This is a genomic window from Burkholderia sp. SRS-W-2-2016, from assembly GCF_001931485.1.
Taxonomy (GTDB): domain Bacteria; phylum Pseudomonadota; class Gammaproteobacteria; order Burkholderiales; family Burkholderiaceae; genus Paraburkholderia.
Genome location: NZ_MSDV01000023.1, coordinates 179713 through 203670 on the forward strand (window position 1 = coordinate 179713; position 23958 = coordinate 203670).

Below are 23958 nucleotides of genomic sequence, written 5' to 3' on the forward strand. Positions count from 1 at the left end.
TACACCTATTGCATTTCGAGCAGCACGTCGCGCAGTGCATCCAGCGATACGTCGCGCGGATTTCTCGGCCGCTGCAATGTGATCGGCAGTTCTCGCGCAATCCGGCTGGGCCCGTCCGTGCCCGCCGGCGATAGCAGCAGAACGCGATCGGACAGCGCAAGCGCTTCGTCCAGATCGTGCGTGACCAGCAGTACTGTCGTGCCGCGTGCCTGCTTCAGCGTGAGTAGCAACTGCTGCAGGCGCGCGCGCGTGAGCGCGTCGACCGCGCTGAACGGTTCGTCGAGTAGCAGCAGATCGGGTTCGGTGAATAAGCCGCGGGCCAGCGCGACGCGCTGCGCCATGCCGCCGGACAGCTGCTTCGGCAGCGCATCGTGCACGCCCGCGAGACCGACTTCGGCGAGCAGCGCGGCGACGCGCGGATCATTACCCGCGCGCGGGCCGGCGGCGAATGCGATGTTATCGGCGACGCTGAGCCACGGCAGCAGGCGCGGTTCCTGAAAAATCATGCCGACGCGCGGCGACGGTTCGCGCAGCGGCTCGCGCTCGAACAGTACGCTGCCTTGCGCGTCGTGATCGAGACCGGCCAGCGCGCGTAGCAATGTGCTCTTGCCGCATCCGCTCGGACCGACGAGGCTGACGATCTCGCCGCGTGCGAGCGTGAAGGAGACCTGATCGAAAATCTTGCGGCCTGCGAAGCGTCGCGATAGTGCGCGCACTTCGAGTAGCGGGGCGAGTGCCTGATTCATCGCGCGCCTCCCGGTGCTTCGTGCGCATCGCGCCACGACAACACGCGTATTTCCAGTGCTTTCAGCATACCGTCGCTCAGTTTGCCGAGCAGCGCGAGCAGCAGAATCGCACCGAACACCAGATCGGGGCGGCCGGTTTCGCGGCCGTCGCTGAGCAGATAGCCGAGTCCGCGGGTCGCCGCGATCAGTTCGGCGGCCACCATGAACATCCATGCGAGGCTCAAGCCGGTACGTAAGCCTGTGAAAATCTGCGGCATCGATGCCGGCAGCAGAATGCGGGTGAACAGCACGCGCCGGCTCAAGCGATTCAATTGGCCGAATTCGATCAGCTTGCGATCGACGCCACGGATGCCGGCGACCACCGCGAGTTGCACCGGAAAGAACGCGCCGATCGCAATCAGCGTGATTTTCGGCGCTTCGTCGATGCCCATCCACAGCAGCAGAATCGGCACCCACGCGAGCGACGGAATTGCGCGCAAGGCCTGAAATGCGGGGTCGAGCAATGCATCGATGCGCCGGCTCAAACCCATTGCCGCGCCGATCAGCACCGCAAACACCGCGCCGAGCGCGAAGCCGGCATACACGCGCAGCACGCTCGCGCCGATATGACGGGCGAGGCGCGCGGCGCCGAGGTCCCACAGCGTTTGCGCGATCGAACTGGGGGCGGGCACCAGATGCGCGGGCAGCACTGACGCGCGCACCAGTGCTTCGATTGCCGCGAGAAACACGAACGGCAGCGCGAGGCCCGCATAGCGCCAGCGTCGCAATGGATCGCGCGTGAGTTGGGCACGTGCACTTGCATTGCACGCGGTGCATTCGTCGGCGTGGCCGAGGCGGGCGAGGGCTTCTTTTGCGACTGTCATGATTTGACGGAAACCCGCGTGGCAACAGCACGCGGGTATTCGATTCAATGCGTTATTGCGCGCTGCCGGTGTTATTCGCGCTAGCCGTCGCGAGTGCCGCGCCGGCAATGCGCGGGTCGATCAGCGCATCGATGATCTGGTTCAGATTGGTGCCGCTCTTCACCAGTTGCTCGTCGACCAGAATCGGCGCGGCGGCCTTCAGCGCGGCGATCTGCCGTGGGCCCGGCTGCGGCTGGCTGAAATCGTTGCGGCTCAATTGCAGCTTCGCGACCGGCAGCGATACCTTCGATTCTTCCGCGACGATCTTCGCGGTGTCGTCCGGGTGCGCGGCGATCCACACGCGGGCTTTTTCGTAAACCTTCAGCACGCGCGTGAGCGCTTCCGGATGCTCGCGAATAAAGTCTTCGCGCGCGTTCAGAAAGCCCCAGGTATTGAAGTCGACATTGCGGTATAGAAGGCGCGCGCCGTCGTCGATCTGCGCGGCTGCCATATGCGGATCGAGACCGGCCCATGCGTCGACCTGGCCATTGGCGAGCGCGACGCGGCCATCCGGGTGTTGCAGATTGACGATCTCGACGTCGTCGCGCGACAGGCCTGCCGTGTGCAACGCGCGCAGCGTGAACAGGAACGGATCGGTGCCCTTGGTCGCGGCGATCTTCTTGCCTTTCAGATCGGCGAGACTTTTGAACGGTGAATCCTTGCGCACGACCAGCGCGGTCCATTCCGGGCGCGAGAAGATATATACAGCGCGAATCGGATTGCCGTTCGCCTTGCCGAGTACTGCCGCGAGTCCCGCGGTCGAACCGATGTCGATCGCGCCGCTATTCAGGTATTCGAGCGCGCGATTGCTGCCGAGACTCAGTATCCATTTGACCTGGGTGTGGTCGGCGGCGAACTCCTGTTCGAGCCAGCCGTTGCGTTTGATCACCAGGCTTTCCGGCGAGTAGTACGCGTAGTCGAGTTTCAGTTCGCCGAGCGGCGCGGCGTGCGCATTGCCGGCCAGGCAGAATGCGAATGCGGCCGCTGATGCCGCCGCTGCCGCTTTCAGCAGACGACGCCGAGTGAAGAATGCCAGGCCCCGGGCGAGTGACATCGGTTGTCCTTATGGTTGCGTGTGATCGGACTCCGAATGTAGCGGATGCTTGCGCACCGGCTAACCAATTAAAGTTCAGAATCAAAGCAGTTTTGGCGCTTTGCGGTTCGGGCCGCGAGCGGATCTTTGTACACACGCCGGATTTACTTTGCGCACGGATTGATCTATAGTACATCCAGCGTACACACATTTGGGGGCGCTATGCAAACCACCCGCGTATTCAGGAACGGCAACAGTCAGGCCGTCCGCATTCCTGCCGATCTGGCTTATGAGCGCAGCGACGTCGAACTCGAAATCGAGCGTATAGGGGATGAAATCCGCATTCGTCCGGTGCGCCGTCCGCTCGCGGGCGTGCTGAAGAAGTTCGCGAAATTCGGGCCGGACTTCATGCAGGAAGGGCGCGGTGACCAGGATCAGGCCGAGCGCGAGGGCCTGTGATGCCGCGCTTCATGCTCGATACCAACATCTGCATCTATCTGATGAAAAACCAGCCGGAGCAGGTAGCGCAACGATTCGCACAGTGCTATGTCGGGGACGTGGTCATTTCGGCTGTGACCTATGCAGAACTCGAATACGGCGTTGCGGTGTGTGAGCACAAGGCGCGCGAACGCCGCAATCTGGCGGCCTTGATCGAGGACATACCCGTCGTGCCGTTCGATACGGCCGCCGCGCGTGCCCATGGTCCGGTGCGCGAAGCGACGCGGGAGCGCAAGAAGGATGCGCTCGACAAGCTCATCGCCGCACACGCGATTTCGTTGGGCGTCATACTCGTCACCAACAACGAACGCGACTTCGCTGCCTATCCCGGCATTAAGCTCGAAAACTGGCTGAAAGACGAGAGCGGGCAATAACGGACGACATTCGCGAGATGTGAGCCGGTGACTTGAGCGTAGCGGAAATTCGCCCGCCGGCTAACCAATTAAAGTTCAGAATCAAAGCAGTTTTGGCGCTTTGCGGTTCGGGCCGCGAGCGGGTAGTAGTGGGGGAGTACGGCGCACCCGGTCGGCAGACAGGGCCGTCAATTTCCGTGGACCACCTAATGAACCGAACCGCCACTTCAATCCACCCCAACCCCATCCGCTGCGAAATCGACCTCGACGCGCCCGGTAAACATGCCGGCTATCTGCGCCTGCCGCACTCGGTGCATCGTTCCGCATATGGCTGGCTGCCGATCCCGATCGCGTCGATCCGCAACGGCGCGGGGCCGGTCGTGCTGGTGATGGCCGGCAATCACGGCGACGAATACGAAGGCCAGATCCTCGTGTCGCAATTGATCCGCGAAATCGATCCGGCCACTGTGTCCGGCCAGCTGATTCTTTTGCCGATGGCCAATGCGCCGGCCGCCGAGGCCGGTTTGCGCACGTCGCCGCTCGACGGCGGCAATCTCAATCGCGAGTTTCCCGGCGACCCGCAAGGCACGCCGACCCAGGTGATTGCCGATTACATCGAGCACCGGCTACTGGCGCGCGCGGACTATCTGCTCGATCTGCATTCGGGCGGCAGTTCGCTGCTCTATCGCGGCAACAATATGCTTGCAATCGAGCCGCGCGACGACGAAGAGAAGCGGCGACTGCAATACGCATTGCGTGCATTCGGCTTGCCGAACGCATTTCTGCACGCGGAGAATCCGGTGCACGCGGCGAGCGCCGCGCGCCGGCAAGGAGCGTTGTCGATCACGGCCGAATTGGGCGGCGCCGGCACCGTCGATGCAATGCTGCTGCGCGAGGCACGCCACGGCCTGCTGCATTTTCTCGGCGCGATCGAGCTATTGCACGGTCCGCTCGTGCCGGCTGCGCCGCCGGCCCAGACGCGTTTTCTGCGTGTGGCCGGCGCGCGTCACTACGTGTATGCATACGACAATGGCCTGTTCGAGCCGCTGGTCGAACTCGGCGAACGGGTCGTCGAAGGACAGCCGGCCGCGCGCATTCATTTTCCCGACACGCCGTTAAAGGAACCGGTGACCTGTGTATTCCAGAGCGCGGGCGAAGTAGTCTGCAAGCGCGTGCCCGCGCTAGTCAGACGCGGCGACTGTCTATTCCACCTCGCCGAAGAAGTGACCGGCTAAAGAGTGCAATGCGGCGCGCATCGCGCATCGAGCAGGCACTGCGCGCAGCCGTTCGTTACGGCATCCATCACGGCATCACATCGCCATTCGAAGCCGCTATTACAGCGCTTTTCACGGCGATCGCAGCCGATCTCGATACCAGATAAACATAGCGAAATTGGTTCGTTAGCCGCAACGAGGCCGCACGCTATCGTATGAGCTCCTGAATATCCGCCGACTTCGAGTCGATCGTTCATGAGCACTATCGTCGTTGACACCACGCCGCACGATCCGCGCGCGAAACCGCTACTCGATGCGCTGCTGTTCGAATACGCGAGCCGCTACGAGGCGTACCGCAAGGATGGCGGCGCGGCCGCCGCGCAGGAAATGGCGCGCTATCCGGCCGAGCTGTTCGCGCCGCCGCATGGCGCGTTCGTGCTGCTGATCCGCGACGGCGAGACGGTCGGCGGCGGCGCGTTCAAGCGCTACGACGCGCGCACGGCCGAACTCAAACGCATCTGGACGCGCGACGATCTGCGTCGCCAGGGTCTCGCCCGCCAGGTCGTGGAGGCGCTCGAAGCGCGCGCGCTCGCGCAGGGCTACACCCGCATCTATCTGACTACCGGCTTCAAACAGCCTGAAGCGTGGGCGCTTTACGAGCGCACCGGTTACGCGACGCTATTCGATCCCGCGTTGCCGCCGGAAGTACACGTGCATCTGCGTTACGGCAAGGATCTGCTCGCGCCGCAGCGGATCGACACGCTCGACGATCTGCGCGCGCAAGACGCGGCGCTGACGGCGCGCTAGAGATTCATTCCTCTCTTCCCACACTACAACGGACAAAACATGAAAGCAGCTTTGCAACTGTCGTCGCTCGTGGTGGCCGCGCTGTTGTATACGGGCGGTAGCGCATTCGCCGCGACCGCGTTCGATCTGAGTCCCGAACAGCACGGCCGCATTCGCGCCGAAGCGGACGCGGCCGCGACGAAAGCGTTGCCCGCGAACTACCCGTTCGTCGCGAAAGACGCGCTGACGATCGGCATCGTCGTCGCGCATCCGCCGATCAGCACCTACGCAACCGATGCGAAAACCGTGGTCGGCTTCGATCCCGATCTCGCGCAACTGGTGGCCGACAGTCTCGGCCGCAAGCTGAACGTGGTGATTCTCTCGTGGCCGGACTGGCCGCTCGCGCTCGCCTCCGGCAAGGTCGACGCGGTGATTTCGAACGCCACGGTGACCGAAGAGCGTAAGGCGAAATTCGATTTCTCGACCTACCGGCGCGACGAAGTCGGCTTCTTCGTGAAGACCGACAGTCCGATCAAATCGATCAGGGAACCTAAGGACGTGGCGGGCCTGCGGGTGATTACCGACGCCGGCACGAATCAGGAAAAGATCCTGCTGGAATGGGACAAGGAAAACGTCGCGCACGGACTGAAGCCGATCCAGGTGCAGTACTACGACGACGATGCGGTCAAATCGGTCGCGCTGCAATCGGGCCGCGCCGACGCGATCTTCAGCGTGAACGCGGCGCTGTCGTACGACTCGGCCGCGCGCGGCAAGACGCGTCAGGTCGGCACCGTCAGCGGCGGCTGGCCGCGCACCGCCGAAGTCGCGGTGACCACGCGCAAAGGCAGCGGACTCGCGGCGCCGGTGACGATCGCGCTGAACGATCTGATCGGCAATGGCCAGTACCGCTCGGTGCTCGAGCGCTGGAATCTCGGCTCGGAAGCGATCGAGAAAGCCGCGACCAATCCGCCCGGCCTGCCGAAATCCTGAACCCGCCAGCGCGTCTCGTCTCTCTTCTTTGCCTATTCGCTATCCCATGACTTATTCGCTTTCGTTACTGGATAAAAGCCCGATCGCCGCCGGCGCGAGCGCGGCCGACGCGCTGCGCTTCACGGTCGCGCTCGCGAAACGCGCCGAAGTACTCGGCTTCAAACGCTTCTGGGTCGCCGAACATCACGGCGCGCCGGGTCTTGCGAGTTCCGCGCCGGAACTGGTGGTCGCGCATCTGCTCGCGCACACGTCGCGGATCCGGGTCGGCTCGGGCGGCGTGATGTTGCAGCACTACAGCCCGTTCAAGGTCGCCGAATCGTTCAAGCTGCTGGCGGCGCTCGCGCCGGGCCGCGTCGATCTCGGCGTCGGCAAGGCGCCCGGCGGACTGCCGCAAACCACCCGGGCACTGCAATGGCTGCACGACCGGCACAACAAGCCGGGCTTCGACACGCAGCTCGCGCAACTCGATGCGTTTCTCGGCGACGGCGTCGACGCGGACCATCCGTTAGCGGGCGCGCTCGCTTTTCCGGTGGCGCCCGCTCCAGTCGAACGCATCGTGCTGGGCGGCAGTCCCGACAGCGCAGCACTCGCGGCGCGCCAGGGCTGGCAGTTCTGCTACGCCGGCCATTTCAATGGCGACGAAGCGAATATCGAACGCACGGTGCAGACGTATCGCGACGCGAGTGGCCGCGCGCCGTTGCTCGCGCTGTACGCGCTCGCCGCCGCGACGCGCGACGAAGCGGAGCGGCTCAGCGGTCCGCTGCGGGTTTTCCGTCTGCAACTGGCCGGCGGCCAGAGCGTGAATTTGCCGAGCGTCGAAGCCGCGCAGGAGTACGCGCGGCAAGCGGGCGTGAGCGACTACACGCTCGAAGAGCGTCGTCCGCACGTGGTCAAAGGCACGGCCGAAGACGTGCGCGAGCAGCTGGACACGCTGAGCCATCGCTACGGCATCGACGAATTCGTGATCGATTCGCCGCTGCAACACTATCCGGCGCGCCTGCGCTCGGTCGAGCTGCTCGGCGGCACGATCGAGCCCGCGTATGCGTGACCTTTCCCAACGACCCTTCATCGATTCGCGGACGATCCCATGAGTACTCGCAAACTCAATCTCGGCATCATGCTGCAAGGCGCCGGCAGCCATATGAATTCGTGGAAGCATCCGGCCGGTCCCGCCGACGCGAGCGTGAACCTGAAGTTCTTCGTCGATACGGTACGCAAGGCCGAGGCGTTCGGAATTTCGTTCGCGTTCGTCGCGGACGGGCTGTATATCAACGAGAAGTCGATCCCGCATTTTCTGAACCGCTTCGAACCGATCTCGATCCTGTCGGCACTCGCGACGGTCACGTCGAAGATCGGGCTCGCGGGCACCGTGTCGACGTCGTATAGCGATCCGTTTACGGTCGCGCGTCAGTTCGCGTCGCTCGATCTGATCAGCGGCGGCCGGGCGGGCTGGAACGTGGTGACGACGCCGCTCGAAGGCACCGCTAAAAACTACGGCGGCTCGCATCCGGAACATGCATTGCGCTACGAAATCGCCGACGAATACCTGAACGTCGCGCAAGGGCTGTGGGATAGTTGGGACGACGATGCATTCGTGCGCGAACGCGAGAGCGGGGTGTTTTTCGAGCGCGACAAGCTGCATACGCTGAATCACGAAGGCCAGTTCTTTCAGGTCGCGGGGCCGCTCAATATCCAGCGCTCGGCGCAGGGGCAGCCGGTGATCTTCCAGGCCGGATCGTCGGATGCGGGCATCGGGCTGGCCGGCAAATACGCTGACGCGGTGTTTACGCATTCGGTGTCGCTCGAAGAAACCCGCGCGTTTGCACAGCGCGTGAAAGACAGCGCGGTCGAACACGGTCGCAGCCGCGATGATGTGAAAATTTTCCCGGGTATCAGCCCGATCGTCGGCGCGACGCCCGAAGAAGCGGAAGAGAAGTACCGCGCAATTCGCGAACTGTTGACGATAGACGAAGCGCTCGCGTACCTGGGCCGCTATTTCGATCACCACGACTTCACCCAATATCCGCTCGACGAACCGTTCCCCGAGTTGGGCGAGATAGGCCGCAACAGTTTTCGTTCGACCACCGACCGCATCAAGGCTGACGCCCTCAAGAAGGGCTCGACGCTGCGCGAAGTCGCACTCGAAGTCGCGACGCCACGCACGCATTTTCTCGGCACGCCCGCGCAGATTGCCGACGAACTGATCCGCTGGCTCGACGCGGGCGCCGCAGACGGTTTTATTCTCGGCTTCGCGGTGCAGGCGCAAGGTCTCGACGATTTCGTGCGCTATGTGGTGCCCGAACTCGAACAGCGCGGCCGCTACGAGCGCACGCTGACGGGCGCGACGTTGCGCGATCACCTTGGTTTGCCGCGCAAGGCGAGCCGTTACGCGACGGCGGCACCGGCACCGGCACCGGCACCGGAACTGGCGGCCGTGGCCGCAGCGGCCTGAGCGAGCGGAGTAGACCACGATGAACGACACCGCAAAACTCGCCAACCCGCCACTCGCCGCCGCGCACGCCGACTCCCCACGCGAGCGCGACCACTACCGGATCGTGCCGGCGAGGCACCGCGCGCGCACGCTCGGCACCGTTGCGGCGGCGGCGCTGATCGGCCTCGTGCTGCATTCGGTACTCGTCAATCCGCGTTGGGGCTGGCCGGTATTCGCCGAGTGGTTTCTGTCCGAGCCGGTACTGTCCGGGCTCGGCCGCACCTTGCTATTGACCGCGCTCGGCGCGGTGCTCGGCTTCGCGCTCGGCATTCCGCTCGCGCTCGCGCGCGTTTCGCGGTCGCCGTTGCTGGCCGGTTGCGCGTGGGCATTCGTGTGGCTGTTCCGCTCGATTCCGCTGATCGTGCTGCTGCTGATCCTGAACAATCTCGGCTATCTGTACGAAACCGTGCGGCTCGGCGTACCGTTCACGAGCGTAGTACTGCTCGACGTGCCGACTACCGAGTTGATCAGTCCATTCCTCGCCGCGGTGCTCGGCCTGACGCTGAATCACGCGGCGTTTTCGGCGGAAGTGATACGCGGCGGGATTCAGTCGGTCGATCACGGCCAGCTCGAAGCGGCCGCCGCGCTCGGCTTGCCGCGCGAACGGCAGGCGTGGCGCATCGTGCTGCCGCAGGCGATGCGCGCGATCGTGCCGACCGCGTTCAACGATCTGATCGCGCTCGCGAAAGGTTCGTCGATGGTGTACGTGCTCGCGATGCCGGAGTTGTTCTATACGGTGCAGATCATTTACCGGCGCAATCTCGAAGTGATTCCGCTGCTGATGGTCGCGACGGTCTGGTATCTGATCATTCTGACCGTGCTGTCCGCGCTGCAGGTGTATGTGGAGCGGCATTTCTCGCGCGGCGTGAAGCGCAATACTGCGCCGTCTGTTTTCGCCGGGTTGCTGAAATACGTGGGTCTCGCGCGCGGCGGCAACGAAGCGCGCGTCGCCGCACGAGTTGTGACGAAGGCGGACGCGCAAGCGGTTAGCGCCGCCGCTAATGCCAAAGCCGCCGCCACTGCCACCGCTTCGCCGCAACGCTGGGCCGATCAGCGCGATGGCGCGCGCATCGTGATCCAGCAGGTATCGAAGAGCTTCGGCACGCTGAAAGTACTCGACAACGTGTCGCTGACGATGCATCCCGGCAGCGTCACCGTGATTCTCGGCCAGTCCGGTTCCGGCAAATCGACGTTGCTACGCACGATCAATCATCTCGAACGCGTCGACTCCGGCCTGATCGATATCGACGGCGAGCTGATCGGTTATCGCCGCGACGGCGCCACGTTATACGAACTGAAAGAGAAAGAGATTCTGCGCCGCCGCGTCGAAGTCGGCATGGTGTTCCAGAACTTCAATCTGTTTCCGCATCTGACCGTGCTCGAAAACATCGTCGAGGCGCCGGTCGCATTGGGGCGCCTGTCGCGCGCGGAAGCGGAAAGCCTCGCGTTGAGTCTGCTCGCGCGGGTCGGTCTCGAAGCGAAGGCGCATGCGTGGCCGCGTCAGCTGTCCGGCGGCCAGCAGCAGCGGGTCGCGATTGCGCGTGCGCTGGCGCTGAAGCCGAAGGTGCTGCTATTCGACGAACCGACGTCGGCGCTCGACCCGGAACTCGTCAACGAAGTACTCGACGTGATCAAGGCACTCGCGCGCTCCGGCACGACGATGGTGATCGTCACGCATGAAATCGGCTTTGCGCGCGAAGTCGCGGACAACATCGTCTTCATGGATCGCGGTCGCGTGGTCGAAGCGGGCCCGCCCGCGCAGGTACTGAATCAGCCGAGCCATCCGCGCACGCGCGAATTCCTGTCGCGTGTTCTGTGAACGCATTACGAACCTGGCCATGCCCAATCGACGTCAATTCATTCTCACCGGCAGTGCGCTCGGCGCTCTGCTGCTGCGCAACTCGTTCGAACTTGCCCACGCGGCACCCACGCCGCGCGACACGGTCGACCTGAGTCCGCAGCAGCCGAACCGGATCCGCGTGCAAAAGAATCCGGCTGCACTCACGGCGCTCGGCAATCAGCACCGCTTCGCGAAAGACGGCTATTTCACGGTCGGCATCACGCCGCACGTGCCGCCGACCGCGACCTATGCAACCGATGCGCGTACCGTCGTCGGCGCCGATCCCGATTACGCGCAATTGATTGCCGATTCGCTCGGCCTGAAGCTGAACCTCGTGCCGATCGCATGGGCCGACTGGCCGCTCGGTCTGGGTTCCGGCAAATACGACGCGGTGATCTCGAACGTCGGCGTGACCGAGCAGCGCAAGGAGAAGTTCGACTTCACGACTTACCGGCAGGGGCTGCACGGTTTCTATGTGAGAACCGCGAGTCCGATCAGAAAGATCGCGCAGCCGCAGGACGTGGCCGGACTGCGGCTGATTACGTCGTCGGGGACCAATCAGGAGAAGATCATCCTCGAATGGAACCGGCGCAACATCGCGAACGGACTGAAGCCGGTCGAGTTCCAGTACTTCGACGACGATGCCGCGAGCCGCATCGCGCTGCTGTCGGGCCGCGCCGATGTCGAATTCAATCCGAACGCGCCGCTCGCGTACGACGCGGCCACCACCGGCGCGATCCGCGAAGTCGGCACGCTGAACGCCGGCTGGCCGGCCCGCTCGGATGTCGCGATCGCGACCCGCAAGGGCGGCGGCCTGATGGATGCGTTGACGGTCGCGACCAACGGTCTGATCGCCGACGGCACCTACCGGCGCTCGCTCGCGCTATGGGGCATCGAGTCGGAAGCGTTGCCGCGTTCAGAGAGCAATCCGCCGGGACTGCCGAAGTTCTGACGCGCTGAAAGAAGGATGAAAGGCGGCGCGCCGTAGGCCGCGACACGTTGCAGCGGCGGGTTTATCACTTCAGCAGATAACCGTATCGGATTTGCTTCGTTGGCTTTGCGCGCGCCGGCCGGTACATTCGTCGGACTATCCGCGCCGTTAAGCGCCCGCTGAACCGATCCGACGAAGAGCCTCCCGTGACGACGACTACCGCTGCTGCCTCTGTTGCTACGCCCACCGCGTCTATCGCATCCACCACGCCCGCCGCGGACCGCGCGGTGTCCGCCCAATCCTTCGAGATCCGCCCGTTCGACGCGCCGCTCGGCGCCGAAGTAATCGGTCTCGATCTGAGCCAACCGCTCGATGCGCACGATTTCGCGCGCCTGCACCTCGCGCATCTGAATCATCACGTGCTGGTGTTTCGCGATCAGCGCATCACGCCGCAACAGCAGATCGCGTTCAGCCGCCGCTTCGGCCCGCTGCAGATTCATGTGCTGCATCAGTTCGGGTTGCCAGGTTATCCGGAGGTGCTGGTGGTGTCGAACATCATCGAGAACGGCCAGCCGATCGGTCTCGGCGATGCCGGTCATTACTGGCACTCGGACCTTTCATACAAGGAGAAGCCGAGCCTGGGTTCGCTGCTGCACGCGCAGGAGTTGCCGGCGGAAGGCGGTGATACGCTGTTCGCGAACATGCACCTCGCGTGGGACACGTTGCCCGCGCATCTGCGCAGCGCGGTGCAAGGGCGCAGCGCCGAGCACACGTACCTGGCGAAATACGCGGAACTGCAAAAGCGCAGCCCGTGGCGGCCGAATCTGTCGGCCGAGCAGATCGCCCAGGTGAAACCGGTCGTGCATCCGATCGTGCGCACGCACCCGGAAACGGGCCGCAAGGCGCTGTTCGTCAGCGAGCATTTCACGACTCGCGTGATCGGCGTGCCGGAAGACGAGAGCCGCGCATTGCTCGCCGAACTGTTCGCGCACAGCGTGCGGCCCGAGCATCTGTACCGGCATCGCTGGACCGCGCACGACATGGTGTTCTGGGACAACCGCTCGCTGATGCATCTGGCCGCCGGCACGCCCGATCATCTGCGCCGCAAGCTGTATCGCACGACGATCGAAGGCGACGTGCCGTTCTGAGCAGCGCGCTTCTATTACAAGCACACCGATACACACCGCCCGCCGACTGGAGTCGCAATGCCGAGCCTGATTCGTCCGACCGCCGCACGGCCGTCGTTTACTCGCCGTAGCCGCCATAGCGGCCATTTCCGCCATTTCCGCCGTTTAACCGCGCTATTGCTGAGCCTCACGACCGGCGCGGCGAGTCTCGCCGTCACCGCGCCCGCGCACGCCGAAGGCCAGATCCGCGTGGCCGAACAGTTCGGCATCGTCTACCTGCTGCTGAACGTCGCGCGCGATCAGCATTTCATCGAGACCGAAGGCCGCAAGCAGGGCCTCGATATCAAGGTCGATTGGGTCAAGCTGTCGGGCGGCGCGGCGGTCAACGACGCGTTGCTGTCGGGCGCGATCGATATCGCCGGTGCCGGCGTCGGTCCGCTGCTGACGATCTGGGACCGCACGCACGGCAAACAGAACGTGAAGGGCGTCGCGTCGCTCGGCAATCTGCCGTACTACCTGATCAGCAACGATCCGAACGTGAAGACGATCGCCGACTTCTCGCCGAAGGACCGGATCGCGTTGCCGGCGGTGAACGTGTCGGTGCAGTCGCGCGTGCTGCAATACGCGGCGGCCAAACGCTGGGGCGACAAGGAATACGACCGGCTCGACAAGTACACCCAGGCATTGCCGCATCCGGACGCGGCGGCGGCGATCATCGCGGGCCGCACTGAAATTACCGGCCACTTCGGCAATCCGCCGTTCCAGGAGCAGGAGCTGGCCGGCAATCCGAAAGCGCATATCGTGCTCAGTTCTTACGACGTGCTCGGCGGCCCGAGTTCGGCCACCGTGCTGTACGCGACCGAGAAATTCCGCCGCGACAATCCGAAGACCTATCGCGCGTTCGTCGATGGGCTGGCCGATGCGGCGAAGTACGTCAACGCGAATCCGCAAGGCGCGGCCGATATCTATATCCGCGCCAATCAGTCGAAGATCGATCGCGATCTGCTGGTGAAGATCATCACTAACCCGCAGGTGCAGTTCAAGATCGTCCCGCAGAACACCGTCGGGCTCGCGCAGTTCATGCATCGCGTCGGCGTGATCAGGAACGAACCGAAGTCGTGGCAGGACTACTTCTTCGACGATCCGGCGACCGCGGCGGGGAGCTGAGGATGAATCCGCCGGTTTTGAATTCGAATCACTCGCGGGAGGCGCTCTGATGGTGGCCAATCCTAAGTTTCTATTTCCGCACGACGCGGCGCAAACCAATGCGGCAACTACCGTGGCAACCACAGCCGCAACCACACCCGCAACCAGCGGCAAACTGCTGACGGTCGAGAACCTGAGCCTCGAATACCGGACCCGCGAGCGCATCGTGCGCGCGACCCACGACGTCAGTTTCGACGTCTACGGCGGCGACCGTTTCGTATTGCTCGGTCCGTCCGGCTGCGGCAAGTCGACGTTGTTGAAAGCGGTTGCGGGCTTCATCGAACCGAGCGCCGGCAGTATCTCGCTCGACGGTCAGCGAGTGCGCGGACCGGGCGCCGACCGGATCGTCGTGTTTCAGGAATTCGACCAGTTGCCGCCGTGGAAAACGGTCGTGCAGAACATCGCGTTTCCGTTGCGGGTCGCGAAGAAGCTGTCGAAGGCGGAAGCGCACGAACGCGCGCTGCATTACCTCGACAAGGTCGGACTCGCCGCATTCGCGAATGCGTATCCGCACACGCTGTCGGGCGGGATGAAGCAGCGTGTCGCGATTGCGCGGGCGCTCGCGATGCAGCCGCGCGTGCTGCTGATGGACGAACCGTTTGCCGCGCTCGATGCACTGACGCGCCGCAAGATGCAGGAAGAACTGCTGCGGCTGTGGGAAGAGGTCCGCTTCACGCTGCTGTTCGTCACGCATTCGATCGAAGAGGCGCTGGTGGTCGGCAACCGGATTTTGCTGTTGTCGCCGCATCCGGGCCGCGTGCGCGCGGAACTGAACAGTCACCAGTATTCGCAGGACAGTTTCGGCCGCGCGGATTTTCAGCGCAGCGTCGCGCGCATTCATCATCTGTTGTTCGACCCGGCGGAGGCCGTGCAATGAGTACTCCCGTTACGTTGCTGCCGCCGGTGCGCGACGAATACGAACGCCCGCTCGAAGCGCCCGGCGAACTCGCATTCGAAGCGCCGCTGCCGGCCGCTAAACGTTTATTCGCGCACGCGTGGCTGCGTAAGACATTGATCGCGCTGGTGCTGATCGCCGGCTGGGAAATCGCCGCGCGCGCAATCAATAACGACCTGTTGCTGCCGACGTTCGGCGCGACTTTCAGCGCGTTCGTGCAGGGCGTGTGGTCCGGTGAATTGCTGGCGAAAACCGCGGTGTCGATGTCGGTTCTGCTGCGCGGCTATCTGCTCGGCGCGGCGGGCGCATTCGTGCTGACCTCGCTCGCGGTGTCGACGCGGGTCGGCCGCGATCTGCTGTCGATGCTGACCGCGATGTTCAATCCGTTGCCGTCGATCGCATTGCTGCCGCTCGCGTTGCTGTGGTTCGGCCTCGGCACCGGCAGCCTGTTGTTCGTGCTGGTCCACGCCGTGCTGTGGCCGCTCGCGCTCAATACCTATTCGGGTTTTCAGTCGGTGCCGGCGACGCTGAAGATGACCGGCCGCAATTACGGGCTGACCGGCTTGCGTCATGTGTTGCTGATTCTCGTGCCGGCTGCGCTGCCGTCGATCCTCGCCGGTTTGCGGGTAGGTTGGGCATTCGCGTGGCGCACGCTGATCGCCGCGGAACTGGTGTTCGGCGCGAGTTCGGGCAGCGGCGGGCTCGGCTGGTACATCTTCCAGAATCGCAACGAGTTGTATACGGATCGCGTATTCGCGGGGCTCGCGGCGGTGATCGTGATCGGTCTGCTGGTCGAGCACCTCGTGTTCGATACGCTCGAACGCGTGACCGTGCGGCGCTGGGGTTTGCAGCAGTGAGCGTCTAAGCGGGCGGTCGGCGATTTTCCGGTTGCTTACCGCGCCGCTGTGAACTACAAATTTAAGGCTATGCAGTGGCCCGAATTTCGCTGGGCTGGCCCTCGGCGCCGGAAATGCCGGAAAAACGGTGTTGCGCCGCAGTACGCAGTCGATTGCGTTCGCCCGCCAACCGGAGCGCCGGACCATTGCGGGCTTTCAGTCAGAACCCCAAGGAGAGTGCTGTCATGGGAATGCGCCCCGATCCCACTTTTCATGCGTCGCCGAAACTCGCGATGGACGCGCCGGCGGAAGACTATGCGTATACGGTGCTGCTCAGTCCGGACTTCTCGCAGCCCGACGCACTCGCGGTGATCGACGTGAAGCCCGGCTCGCCGACCTATAGCCAGGTCGTGCATACGGTGCCGGTGCCCAATAAAGGCGACGAATTCCACCATTTCGGCTGGAATGCGTGTTCGTCGTCATTGTCGCCGCTGACCGGCCATGCGTTTCTCGAACGGCGTTATCTGATCATTCCCGGGATGCGCTCGTCGCGCATCTATATCGTCGATACGAAGCCGCATCCGACTCAGGCGAAGATTCACAAGATCATCGAGCCCGAAGAGATCTTTCGCAAAACCGGCTATTCGCGCCCGCACACCGTGCATTGCGGACCGGAAGGCATTTATGTGAGCACGCTCGGCGGCGCGGGCGAGGACGGCACCGACGGGCCGCCCGGCATTTTCATTATGGATTGCCAAACCTTCGAGGTACTCGGCCGCTGGGAAATCGAGCGCGGCGCGCAGGAAAAGCATTACGACTTCTGGTGGAATCTGCCGCGCGACTATATGGTGTCGACCGAATGGGCATTGCCGCCGCAATTCGAAAACGGCATCGTGCCCGAAGATCTGCTCGCTAACCGCTACGGACATCGCGTGCACTTCTGGGATCTGCGCGCGCGCCGCAACGTGCAGACGCTGGATCTGGGCGCCAATCATCAGATGGCGCTCGAAGTGCGGCCCGCGCACGATCCGAGCCGCGAATACGGTTTTATCGGCGTGGTCGTCGATACCACCAATCTGGAGGGCTCGATCTGGACGTGGTGGCGCGAGGACGGCCAGTTCCACATCGAGAAGACCGCGACGATTCCGCCCGAACCCGCGCATGCCGACGAATTGCCGCCGCTGTTGAAAGGTTTCGGCGCGGTGCCGCCGCTCGTGACCGATATCGATCTGTCGATCGACGATAAATTCCTCTACGTCGCGTGCTGGGGCACCGGCGAAATGCGTCAGTACGACGTGACGGAGCCGCGCAAGCCGAACCTGACCGGCTCGGTGCGGATCGGCGGAATCCAGCGCTGCACCCCGCATCCGAACGGCAAGCGCTTCGCGGGCGGCCCGCAGATGGTCGAAATCAGTCGCGACGGCAAGCGCGTGTACTGGACCAATTCGCTGTACTCGACGTGGGACAACCAGTTCTACCCGGACGGCGTGCCCGGCGCGCAGGTGATGGCGTACGCGGATCCGAACGGCGGCCTGACGCTCGCCGACGATTACTTCGTCGAATTTCCGGAAGGTTATCGCGCGCATCAGATCCGCCTCGAAGGCGGCGACTGCTCGACCGATTCGTTCTGCTATCCGTCGGTGGGCGTTTGAGCGGCGCGGTGTCGCCGCAAGGCGGCCTGTGGCTGGCGGTGCTCGCGAGCGGTTTGTATCACGGCCTCAATCCGGCGATGGGTTGGCCGCTCGCGGTATCGAACGGTTTGATGCAGCGGCGCACGCAGGCACTCCTTACCGCGCTGCTGTATCTGGCGGCGGGGCACGCGCTCGCGATTCTTCTGATGATGCTGCCGTTCGCGCTGCTCGCGGGCGTGCTCGCGTGGCAGCGCGAGATTCAGATCGCGGCCAGTGTGCTGGTGATCGGCTTCGGTCTGCTGCTGCTGATACGCCGCCGGCATCCGCGCATACTCGCGAGAATTCCGCCGGCGCGGCTCGCGTTGTGGTCGTTCGCGGTTGCGATCGCGCATGGCGCGGGCTTGATGCTGGTGCCGATCTATCTGGGCTTGTGCCGCGCCGATCAACTGGACGACGCGCACCGGGCCGCGCAGACGCTGGTCGAAAGCGGATTGCGCACCGCGCTGGCGGTCGCCGCGGTTCACGCGGCCGCGATGATCGCGGCCGGCGGTCTGCTCGCGTGGCTCGTCTATCGCTATCTGGGACTCAAATTCGTGTCGCGCAGCTGGTTCAATCTCGATGCGGTGTGGGCGCTGAGCCTGATTCTGGTGGGCGGGGTATCGCTGCTATTGAATGCCGGCTACGAACTGCATGTCGCGTAGCCGGCATTGCGGTACTTCATCAGGAAAGGCCGATCCCCATCTGCTGCTTGCCCAATGTGGACAGATCTTCGGTCGTCGCGCGCCCGGTGAAATCCACTTCGAAATGATCGGCCGGGAAATCCGGCGGACTCATGCCCTCGACGAAACTCGCCCGTTGCCGCTTCAGATACGCGTCGTTCTTCGCGCATGCCGGCGCGGACGCGATATACATCACGTTGCTATAGCCTTTGCCGCGATGCGCGTCCTCGACCGCGTGAATCACGTCGCTGTGCCAGAACACCGTGTCGCCCGCCTGCATCAACGGAATCGACGACAGCGCGTCGAATAGCGGCGCGTGATATTTCGCGTTGATCGACAGCGCGCGGCCCGGCATTGCGCCGCACAGATCGTCGTCGGCGACATCGTCCTGCAACGCGCGCAGCAGGATATACGCCATCGCGTTCGCAATCGGCACCAGTTGCAGCGTGCCGTCGCCGGGGCCCTGCGGCGTCAATGCGGTCCAGCCCTGAAACGTGCGGAACATCGAGCAGACCGCCGGCGACGGAATTTCCTCGACGTCGGTTCGCCACGCGGCATCGAACGGATCGTAGTCGCGCCAGTTGCCGGCGAACACGTGCCGATAGACTTTGCGGAAATTCGCTTCGATCCAGCGTTCGACCGAGCCGCCATCGCAATGCGCGGACAGCCCCAGCGATTCGGAGCCGGGCGGGCGGCGACGCAGGCGGTCCGCGTAGACCGGTACATGATCGGGATCGAAGTGCACGCGGCCTTCGCTTTCGCTGCGCCACAGCCGGTTCAGGAATACGCGCGCCTGCGTGAGTTCGGCCGACTGGCGCGCGAGCACTTGCGGTTTCGACCAGTACACGCCGTAAATTTGCGGCTTGCTCGACGCGAGCTGGCCGAAGTACTTGTCTTCGGCGCGATTGAGCAGTTTGGTATCCAGATCATTTCGCTCGACGTAGTCGGCGATATCGCGATCCCATTGCTCGACGCGCGAACGCTCGAACACCTCGCGAATCACGCAGGCGCCGCGCGCTTTGACGAGCGCGATCTGCCCGGCGGTGACGCGATTGTTCGCGATGTCGGCGAAACGGATTTCGGGGATTACCGCTTCGCCGCGCTCGCGCAGCGCGGCGATCTGCTGCGCTTCGCGCGTCATCGCCGCTTCGACTTCGCCGAAGACTTCCCGGTAATTGGGCAGCATTGCGCGCAGTTCTCGTTTGGCATTTCTGATGCTTGCCGGCAGGTCGTCGATTTGCAGGGCCATGGTGTCGTCTCCATATTTCGATGGGTGATGAGTGATGGGGCGATGTAAAGAGCGTACTGCGGCGGCGCAAATTCGAGTGATATGATCGGGCCAATCTCTTTGCGTATCTGGTCATGAAGGCGACCTACGAGCACGTCGATATCGGTGCGAGTTGTTCAGTGCGGGTTTACCATCGGCGGCTGCCGAGAATTCCGTTCGAGTGGCATCACCACCCCGAATACGAACTGACGCTGACGATGAACAGTCAGGGCAAGCGCTTTATCGGCGATTCGGTGACGGTCTATGGCGACGACGATCTCGTGCTGGTGCCGCCGAATCTGCCGCATACATGGGCGTCGAATCGCTCGATCGATTCGTCCGCCGCGCAGGTCGCGATCGTCGTCTGGTTCGACGGCGCGTGGGTGCGGCGGCTCGCCGACGTCTGTCCCGAGTACAACGGTCTGTGCAATCTGCTGCGGCGCGCGGCCTGCGGGCTCGCGTTCGAGCCGGGCGCGGGCGCGCATTTGCGCGGCGAACTCGACCGGCTGCTATCAGCCGACCCGCGCGAACGGCTGAAAGCGGTACTCGATGTACTCGACTGGCTGGCCGAGGCACCGGGCACGCCGCTCGCGTCGCCGAGCGCGTTCGATGCGCATGGCGGCGCGCATACCGGTACGCCGTCCGGTTATCAGCCCGATCAGTTGAACCGGGTTCTCGCGCTGATCGACACGCAATTCGCGCATCCGTTGCGGCTCGCGACGCTCGCGAAAGCGTCCGGATTGTCCGAGCGCTCGCTGACGCGGCACTTCACACAGCATCTCGGCGAGAGTGTCGGGCGCTATATCGCGCGGGTGCGGATCGGCCATGCGTGCCGCCTGCTGACCGGGACCGGCCTGCCGGTTTCGGTAATCGCCGCGCGTTCGGGATTCGCGAACGTCGCGAATTTCAACCGCCAATTCAGGCTCTCGAAGGCGATGACGCCGGCCGAGTACCGGCAGCAATTCACCGGCACACGGCAGGCGGAGGACGAAAGCGTGCCGGCACTGACCGAGCGTTCGCCGTCGCTCGCCGGGAAACGCGGTGGGAAGCGCGGCGGCGCGAAGAGCAAAACGGCACGCGCCGGCCGGCTTGCCGGCTGAATTCGCGAAACGCGGTGGTATGTGTGTGCGTCGACGCGGCACGCCGTATGCTGCGCGTTTTCAGCACGGCAACCGCCGCACCAGGTGGTTTGTCATTTCCGGTTCACCACGCAACAGGAGAAGATCATGCCGCTGAAACGAGGGACGTCGAAAGAGACGGTGTCGCACAACATCAAGACCGAAACGAAACAGGGCAAGCCGCACAAACAGGCGGTCGCGATTGCGCTGAATCAGGCGCGCAAGTCCGGCGCGAAGATTCCGAAAAAGCACGATAAATAACGCGCAATACGCGTCGCATTACGCGTCGCATTACGCGTTACATTAAGCCACGCATTACGCCCATGACCGACGGACAGCGGAAAAAGCGCGCGCGGGGCAGTGCTCGACCGCAGCAAGCGGAACAGGCGGACGTCGACCCCGATCAGCAGCCCGCGAAGCTCGACGACTGCCGCCGCTGCGCGCTGTGGCGCAATGCGACCCAGGCGGTGCCCGGCGAAGGCCAGCGACACGCATCGATCGTGCTGGTCGGCGAACAGCCCGGCGATATGGAAGATTTGCAGGGCAAGCCGTTCGTCGGTCCGGCCGGTGCGTTGCTCGATAAAGCGCTCGCAGAAGCGGGCCTGAAACGCGACGACGTCTACGTGACGAATGCGGTCAAGCATTTCAAATGGATTGCGCGCGGCAAGCGCCGGCTGCATAAGACGCCGGCGCAACGGGAAGTGGATGCGTGCAGTTATTGGCTCGAGCAGGAACTGGTAAAACCGGATGTGCGAGTAGTCGTTGCACTGGGCGCGACCGCTTTGAAAGCGATACTCGACGATTCGCACGCGCGCTTGCAGGATGCGTTCGACAAGACGATCGAGCGCGGCGAACAGCGTATCGTCGCGACCTATCATCCGTCGTTCGCACTGCGCGCGCCGGATCCCGATACGCGTCGCAATGCATACGAGAAGATCGTGGCCGCGCTGCAAACCGCGCAGAAACTCGCACTTGCACTCGCGCGCAAAGGCAAGTAATCAGGTCGTTGCAGTCGCGGGCGCTGTCTGCAAACCGGGTTGTTTCATCAAGCACTGCGCGTCGAAACGCGCATTCGCCTATCTCGTACCGCGATCATCGAAATGGCGGCGGTCCGTTGCGTTCGAGCAGCACGCATGCAGGCTCGCACCCAGCCCAAATCCAGACGCACCACGCGTCCAACCCAACTGGGAACGCCGCTTGCGCAGCGTCGACCAATTCCGCTCGCGCGTCGCTTCAGGCGCGGATCGTTCAAGGAGGCAATCATGAGCACGATGCGCGCTTACCGCATTCACGGTTTCGGCGGTCCCGAAGTATTGAAGGCAGAAGACATCGAGATTCCCGAGCCGGGCGCCGGCGAAGTACTGGTGCGGGTGGGCGCGGCGAGCGCGAATCCGGTCGACCTGAAGACCCGCGCGGGTCAGTACCCGCTGATTCGCGAGGACAAACTGCCCTATACGCTGGGCCGCGATTTCTCGGGCGTCGTCGAACGCGCCGGCGGCGGCGTCACGCAGTGGCACGCGGGCGACGGCGTGTACGGCTTCGTCGGCCAGGGGCAGGGCGCGTATGCGCAATTCGTCGTGGTTGCCGCGGCTGCGCTGGCGCGGCGGCCCCGACACGTCGACGCGGTCACCGCGGGCGCGGTGCCGCTTGCCGCGCTGACCGCGTGGCAGGGACTGTTCGATCACGGCAAGCTCGAAGCGGGCGGCCGCGTGTTGATTCATGCCGGCGCGGGCGGGGTCGGCCATTTCGCGGTGCAGTTCGCGAAGCAGCATGGCGCGCAAGTGTTCGCGACGGCGTCGGGCGACGGCATCGAATTCGTGCGCTCGCTCGGCGCGGACCGGGTGATCGACTATCACGCGCAACGTTTCGAAGACGTCGCGCGCGACATGGACCTCGTATTCGATCTGATCGGCGGCGATACGCAGCGCCGCTCGTGGGCGGCGGTCGCCTCCGGCGGCGCGCTGATTTCTACGCTCACCGAACCGTCGCAGACCGAGGCGTCGAAGCATGGCGCGAGAGCCGCGCGTTATACCGCGCGACCCGACGGCAGGCAATTGGCCGAAATCGCGGCGTTGATCAACCACGGCAGCGTGCGGGTCGCGGTCGCCGAGCGCTTTGCGTTCGACGCGCTTGCGAAGGCGCTCGAACGGCTTGCCAAAGGCCATGTGCGCGGCAAGCTCGTCGTGGAGGTCGCGCAATAGCCGCGGGAGGCCACGATAGGCCACGATAAGCCGCGCCGGTAATTCGACCCAGTGATTGCCGGTTCCGCGCACGCCCGACTGATCCTTTGCCGCGCATTCGTGTATAAGACTTCCATGTCAAAACACGCCGCGGAAAAGGGGACCACTTGGAACTGCGCCAGCTTCGCTATTTCGTCTCTGTCGTCGAACACGGCAGCATGGGCCGCGCGGCGGCCGAACTCGGCGTGGTCACGTCCGCGCTGAGCCAGCAGATCAGCCGGCTCGAAAGCGAACTGTCGACGCGCTTGCTGCAACGCACGTCCAGTGGCGTACTGCCGACCGATGCGGGCCTCGCGTTCTGGCGCCAGGCGCAACTGGCGCTGCGCCACGTCGACGATGCCGCGCATGCGGCCCAGCACGCGCGTTTGTCCGGCCACGTCAGCGTCGGCATGGCGCCGAGCACGACCGGCGTGCTCGGTCTGCCGTTCATGCGGGCGATGCGCGAGCGCTACCCGGCGGTGCGGCTGCGGATGGTCGAGAGCCTGTCCGGGCATCTCGCGGTGATGCTCAACGCGCGCCAGATCGATCTGGCGATCCTGTTCCAGAGTACCGACAGCCAGCAACGTTTCAGCGCGACGCCGTTGATCGACGAGCGACTGTTCGCGATCGCGTCGGCCGATTTCGGCGCGCTGCCGGACACGAAGAAGGTCAAGCTCGCGCAGGTCGCGCCGTTGCCGCTGATCCTGCCGAGCAGTCCGCACGGTTTGCGCGCGCTGCTGACTTCGGCGTTCGCGAGCGCGAAATGCACGCCGAACGTGGTCGCCGAAATCGATGGCCTGGCGATGCTGATGGATGCGGTGGGCGGCGGCATCGGCGTGACGATCCAGCCCGGCGCCGCGCTCGCGCGGCGCGATCCGGCCGCGTTTCGCGCGTTGCCGCTCGCGGACCGGCAGATGGTGCGCCCCAATCAACTGGTCAGCCTCGCCGACGACGAACTGTCGCCGGCCGGCCTCGCGGCGCGCGTGGTGCTCGCGGACGTTGCGCGTTCGCTGGTGACCGAAGGGCGCTGGGCCGGCGCGACGCTCGCGGGGTAGGAGATGGAGGCGGCGTAAGCGGCGTAAGCGGGGTAGCCTTCACGATTCGTGAACACCCATTGCCGGCTGCCTGCTGGCGGATCAGGTCGAGCGCGTCCTAC

At 64.2% G+C, this 23958-nt stretch carries 25 protein-coding genes; 20 read left to right on the plus strand and 5 right to left on the minus strand.

The window, feature by feature from the left end; genetic code table 11:
• Window positions 1–5 precede the first annotated feature (5 nt).
• The 3 genes from BTH42_RS11565 to BTH42_RS11575 are packed head-to-tail and all read right to left on the minus strand — an operon-like array spanning window position 6 to window position 2702.
• Window positions 6–746, minus strand: a complete 741-nt coding sequence (locus BTH42_RS11565) for an ABC transporter ATP-binding protein (RefSeq protein ID WP_075299253.1) — start codon at window positions 744–746, stop codon at window positions 6–8.
• Window positions 743–1609: an ABC transporter permease gene (locus BTH42_RS11570; RefSeq protein WP_075299255.1), complete on the minus strand. Its 867-nt coding sequence runs from the start codon at window positions 1607–1609 to the stop codon at window positions 743–745. Before BTH42_RS11570 ends, BTH42_RS11565 begins: the two co-directional genes overlap by 4 nt.
• A 52-nt stretch (window positions 1610–1661) precedes the next feature.
• Entirely contained in the window at window positions 1662–2702 is a 1041-nt protein-coding gene (locus tag BTH42_RS11575) for an aliphatic sulfonate ABC transporter substrate-binding protein (protein WP_075299257.1), read from the minus strand.
• Between the two features lie 201 nt (window positions 2703–2903).
• Between BTH42_RS11575 and vapB the strand changes: the two genes are divergently transcribed.
• The 3 genes from vapB to BTH42_RS11590 all read left to right on the plus strand — a co-directional run bounded on the left by vapB (window position 2904) and on the right by BTH42_RS11590 (window position 4767).
• Complete coding sequence (gene vapB / locus BTH42_RS11580) at window positions 2904–3140, plus strand: type II toxin-antitoxin system VapB family antitoxin (protein WP_075299259.1); 237 nt, start codon at window positions 2904–2906, stop codon at window positions 3138–3140.
• On the plus strand, window positions 3140–3553 hold the full coding sequence (locus tag BTH42_RS11585) for a type II toxin-antitoxin system VapC family toxin (RefSeq protein ID WP_075299261.1): 414 nt from the start codon (window positions 3140–3142) through the stop codon (window positions 3551–3553). The genes vapB and BTH42_RS11585 overlap by 1 nt, the downstream gene beginning before the upstream one ends.
• Before the next feature lie 188 nt (window positions 3554–3741).
• Complete coding sequence (locus BTH42_RS11590; protein ID WP_075299263.1) at window positions 3742–4767, plus strand: succinylglutamate desuccinylase/aspartoacylase family protein; 1026 nt, start codon at window positions 3742–3744, stop codon at window positions 4765–4767.
• Here the strand turns inward: BTH42_RS11590 and BTH42_RS34790 are convergent.
• The gene (locus tag BTH42_RS34790) at window positions 4764–5003 is read right to left on the minus strand and encodes a hypothetical protein (RefSeq protein ID WP_143752018.1); all 240 of its coding nucleotides are present in this window, start codon (window positions 5001–5003) and stop codon (window positions 4764–4766) included. The genes BTH42_RS11590 and BTH42_RS34790 overlap by 4 nt on opposite strands.
• On the opposite strand from BTH42_RS34790, the gene BTH42_RS11595 reads away from it, so the two are divergent.
• The 12 genes from BTH42_RS11595 to BTH42_RS11650 all read left to right on the plus strand — a co-directional run bounded on the left by BTH42_RS11595 (window position 5002) and on the right by BTH42_RS11650 (window position 18180).
• Complete coding sequence (locus BTH42_RS11595) at window positions 5002–5553, plus strand: GNAT family N-acetyltransferase (RefSeq protein WP_075299265.1); 552 nt, start codon at window positions 5002–5004, stop codon at window positions 5551–5553. The two genes, BTH42_RS34790 and BTH42_RS11595, sit on opposite strands and share 2 nt — an antisense overlap.
• Window positions 5554–5592: 39 nt before the next feature.
• Complete coding sequence (locus BTH42_RS11600; protein ID WP_075299267.1) at window positions 5593–6522, plus strand: ABC transporter substrate-binding protein; 930 nt, start codon at window positions 5593–5595, stop codon at window positions 6520–6522.
• A gap of 46 nt (window positions 6523–6568) precedes the next feature.
• Window positions 6569–7570: an LLM class flavin-dependent oxidoreductase gene (locus BTH42_RS11605; protein ID WP_075299269.1), complete on the plus strand. Its 1002-nt coding sequence runs from the start codon at window positions 6569–6571 to the stop codon at window positions 7568–7570.
• Between the two features lie 39 nt (window positions 7571–7609).
• Window positions 7610–8974 (plus strand): LLM class flavin-dependent oxidoreductase, encoded by a 1365-nt coding sequence (locus tag BTH42_RS11610; protein WP_075299271.1) that lies wholly within the window; start codon window positions 7610–7612, stop codon window positions 8972–8974.
• Window positions 8975–8993: 19 nt separating this feature from the next.
• Window positions 8994–10832, plus strand: a complete 1839-nt coding sequence (locus tag BTH42_RS36300; protein ID WP_075299273.1) for an amino acid ABC transporter permease/ATP-binding protein — start codon at window positions 8994–8996, stop codon at window positions 10830–10832.
• Window positions 10833–10851: 19 nt separating this feature from the next.
• Entirely contained in the window at window positions 10852–11805 is a 954-nt protein-coding gene (locus tag BTH42_RS11620; protein ID WP_075299275.1) for an ABC transporter substrate-binding protein, read from the plus strand.
• A 233-nt stretch (window positions 11806–12038) separates the two neighbouring features.
• Window positions 12039–12932, plus strand: a complete 894-nt coding sequence (locus BTH42_RS11625) for a TauD/TfdA family dioxygenase (protein ID WP_075299459.1) — start codon at window positions 12039–12041, stop codon at window positions 12930–12932.
• A 57-nt stretch (window positions 12933–12989) separates the two neighbouring features.
• The gene (locus BTH42_RS11630; protein ID WP_075299277.1) at window positions 12990–14078 is read left to right on the plus strand and encodes an ABC transporter substrate-binding protein; all 1089 of its coding nucleotides are present in this window, start codon (window positions 12990–12992) and stop codon (window positions 14076–14078) included.
• A gap of 49 nt (window positions 14079–14127) precedes the next feature.
• Window positions 14128–14994, plus strand: coding sequence for an ABC transporter ATP-binding protein (locus tag BTH42_RS11635; protein WP_075299279.1), 867 nt, complete (start codon window positions 14128–14130; stop codon window positions 14992–14994).
• On the plus strand, window positions 14991–15869 hold the full coding sequence (locus tag BTH42_RS11640; RefSeq protein ID WP_075299281.1) for an ABC transporter permease: 879 nt from the start codon (window positions 14991–14993) through the stop codon (window positions 15867–15869). Before BTH42_RS11635 ends, BTH42_RS11640 begins: the two co-directional genes overlap by 4 nt.
• 224 nt (window positions 15870–16093) lie before the next feature.
• Window positions 16094–17500 (plus strand): selenium-binding protein SBP56-related protein, encoded by a 1407-nt coding sequence (locus tag BTH42_RS11645; RefSeq protein WP_075299283.1) that lies wholly within the window; start codon window positions 16094–16096, stop codon window positions 17498–17500.
• Window positions 17497–18180, plus strand: coding sequence for a hypothetical protein (locus BTH42_RS11650; protein WP_075299285.1), 684 nt, complete (start codon window positions 17497–17499; stop codon window positions 18178–18180). Before BTH42_RS11645 ends, BTH42_RS11650 begins: the two co-directional genes overlap by 4 nt.
• 19 nt (window positions 18181–18199) lie before the next feature.
• Here BTH42_RS11650 and BTH42_RS11655 read toward each other — a convergent pair whose 3' ends face one another.
• Window positions 18200–19447, minus strand: a complete 1248-nt coding sequence (locus tag BTH42_RS11655; RefSeq protein ID WP_075299287.1) for a DUF1479 domain-containing protein — start codon at window positions 19445–19447, stop codon at window positions 18200–18202.
• Between the two features lie 113 nt (window positions 19448–19560).
• Here BTH42_RS11655 and BTH42_RS11660 point away from each other — a divergent pair, with 113 nt between their 5' ends.
• The 5 genes from BTH42_RS11660 (at window position 19561) to BTH42_RS11675 (ending at window position 23857) form a co-directional block, all read left to right on the plus strand.
• Window positions 19561–20565: an AraC family transcriptional regulator gene (locus BTH42_RS11660; RefSeq protein ID WP_075299289.1), complete on the plus strand. Its 1005-nt coding sequence runs from the start codon at window positions 19561–19563 to the stop codon at window positions 20563–20565.
• A 126-nt stretch (window positions 20566–20691) separates the two neighbouring features.
• Window positions 20692–20844 (plus strand): DUF6496 domain-containing protein, encoded by a 153-nt coding sequence (locus BTH42_RS35415; protein WP_178392150.1) that lies wholly within the window; start codon window positions 20692–20694, stop codon window positions 20842–20844.
• A gap of 62 nt (window positions 20845–20906) precedes the next feature.
• Window positions 20907–21581 carry a UdgX family uracil-DNA binding protein gene (locus BTH42_RS11665; protein WP_075299291.1) on the plus strand — a complete coding sequence of 225 codons (675 nt, stop codon included), beginning with the start codon at window positions 20907–20909 and terminating at the stop codon, window positions 21579–21581.
• A gap of 264 nt (window positions 21582–21845) precedes the next feature.
• Window positions 21846–22784 carry an NADP-dependent oxidoreductase gene (locus BTH42_RS11670; RefSeq protein ID WP_075299293.1) on the plus strand — a complete coding sequence of 313 codons (939 nt, stop codon included), beginning with the start codon at window positions 21846–21848 and terminating at the stop codon, window positions 22782–22784.
• A 146-nt stretch (window positions 22785–22930) separates the two neighbouring features.
• A complete protein-coding gene (locus BTH42_RS11675; protein WP_075299295.1) occupies window positions 22931–23857 on the plus strand; it encodes a LysR substrate-binding domain-containing protein in 927 nt (308 codons plus the stop codon).
• Window positions 23858–23958: the final 101 nt, after the last annotated feature.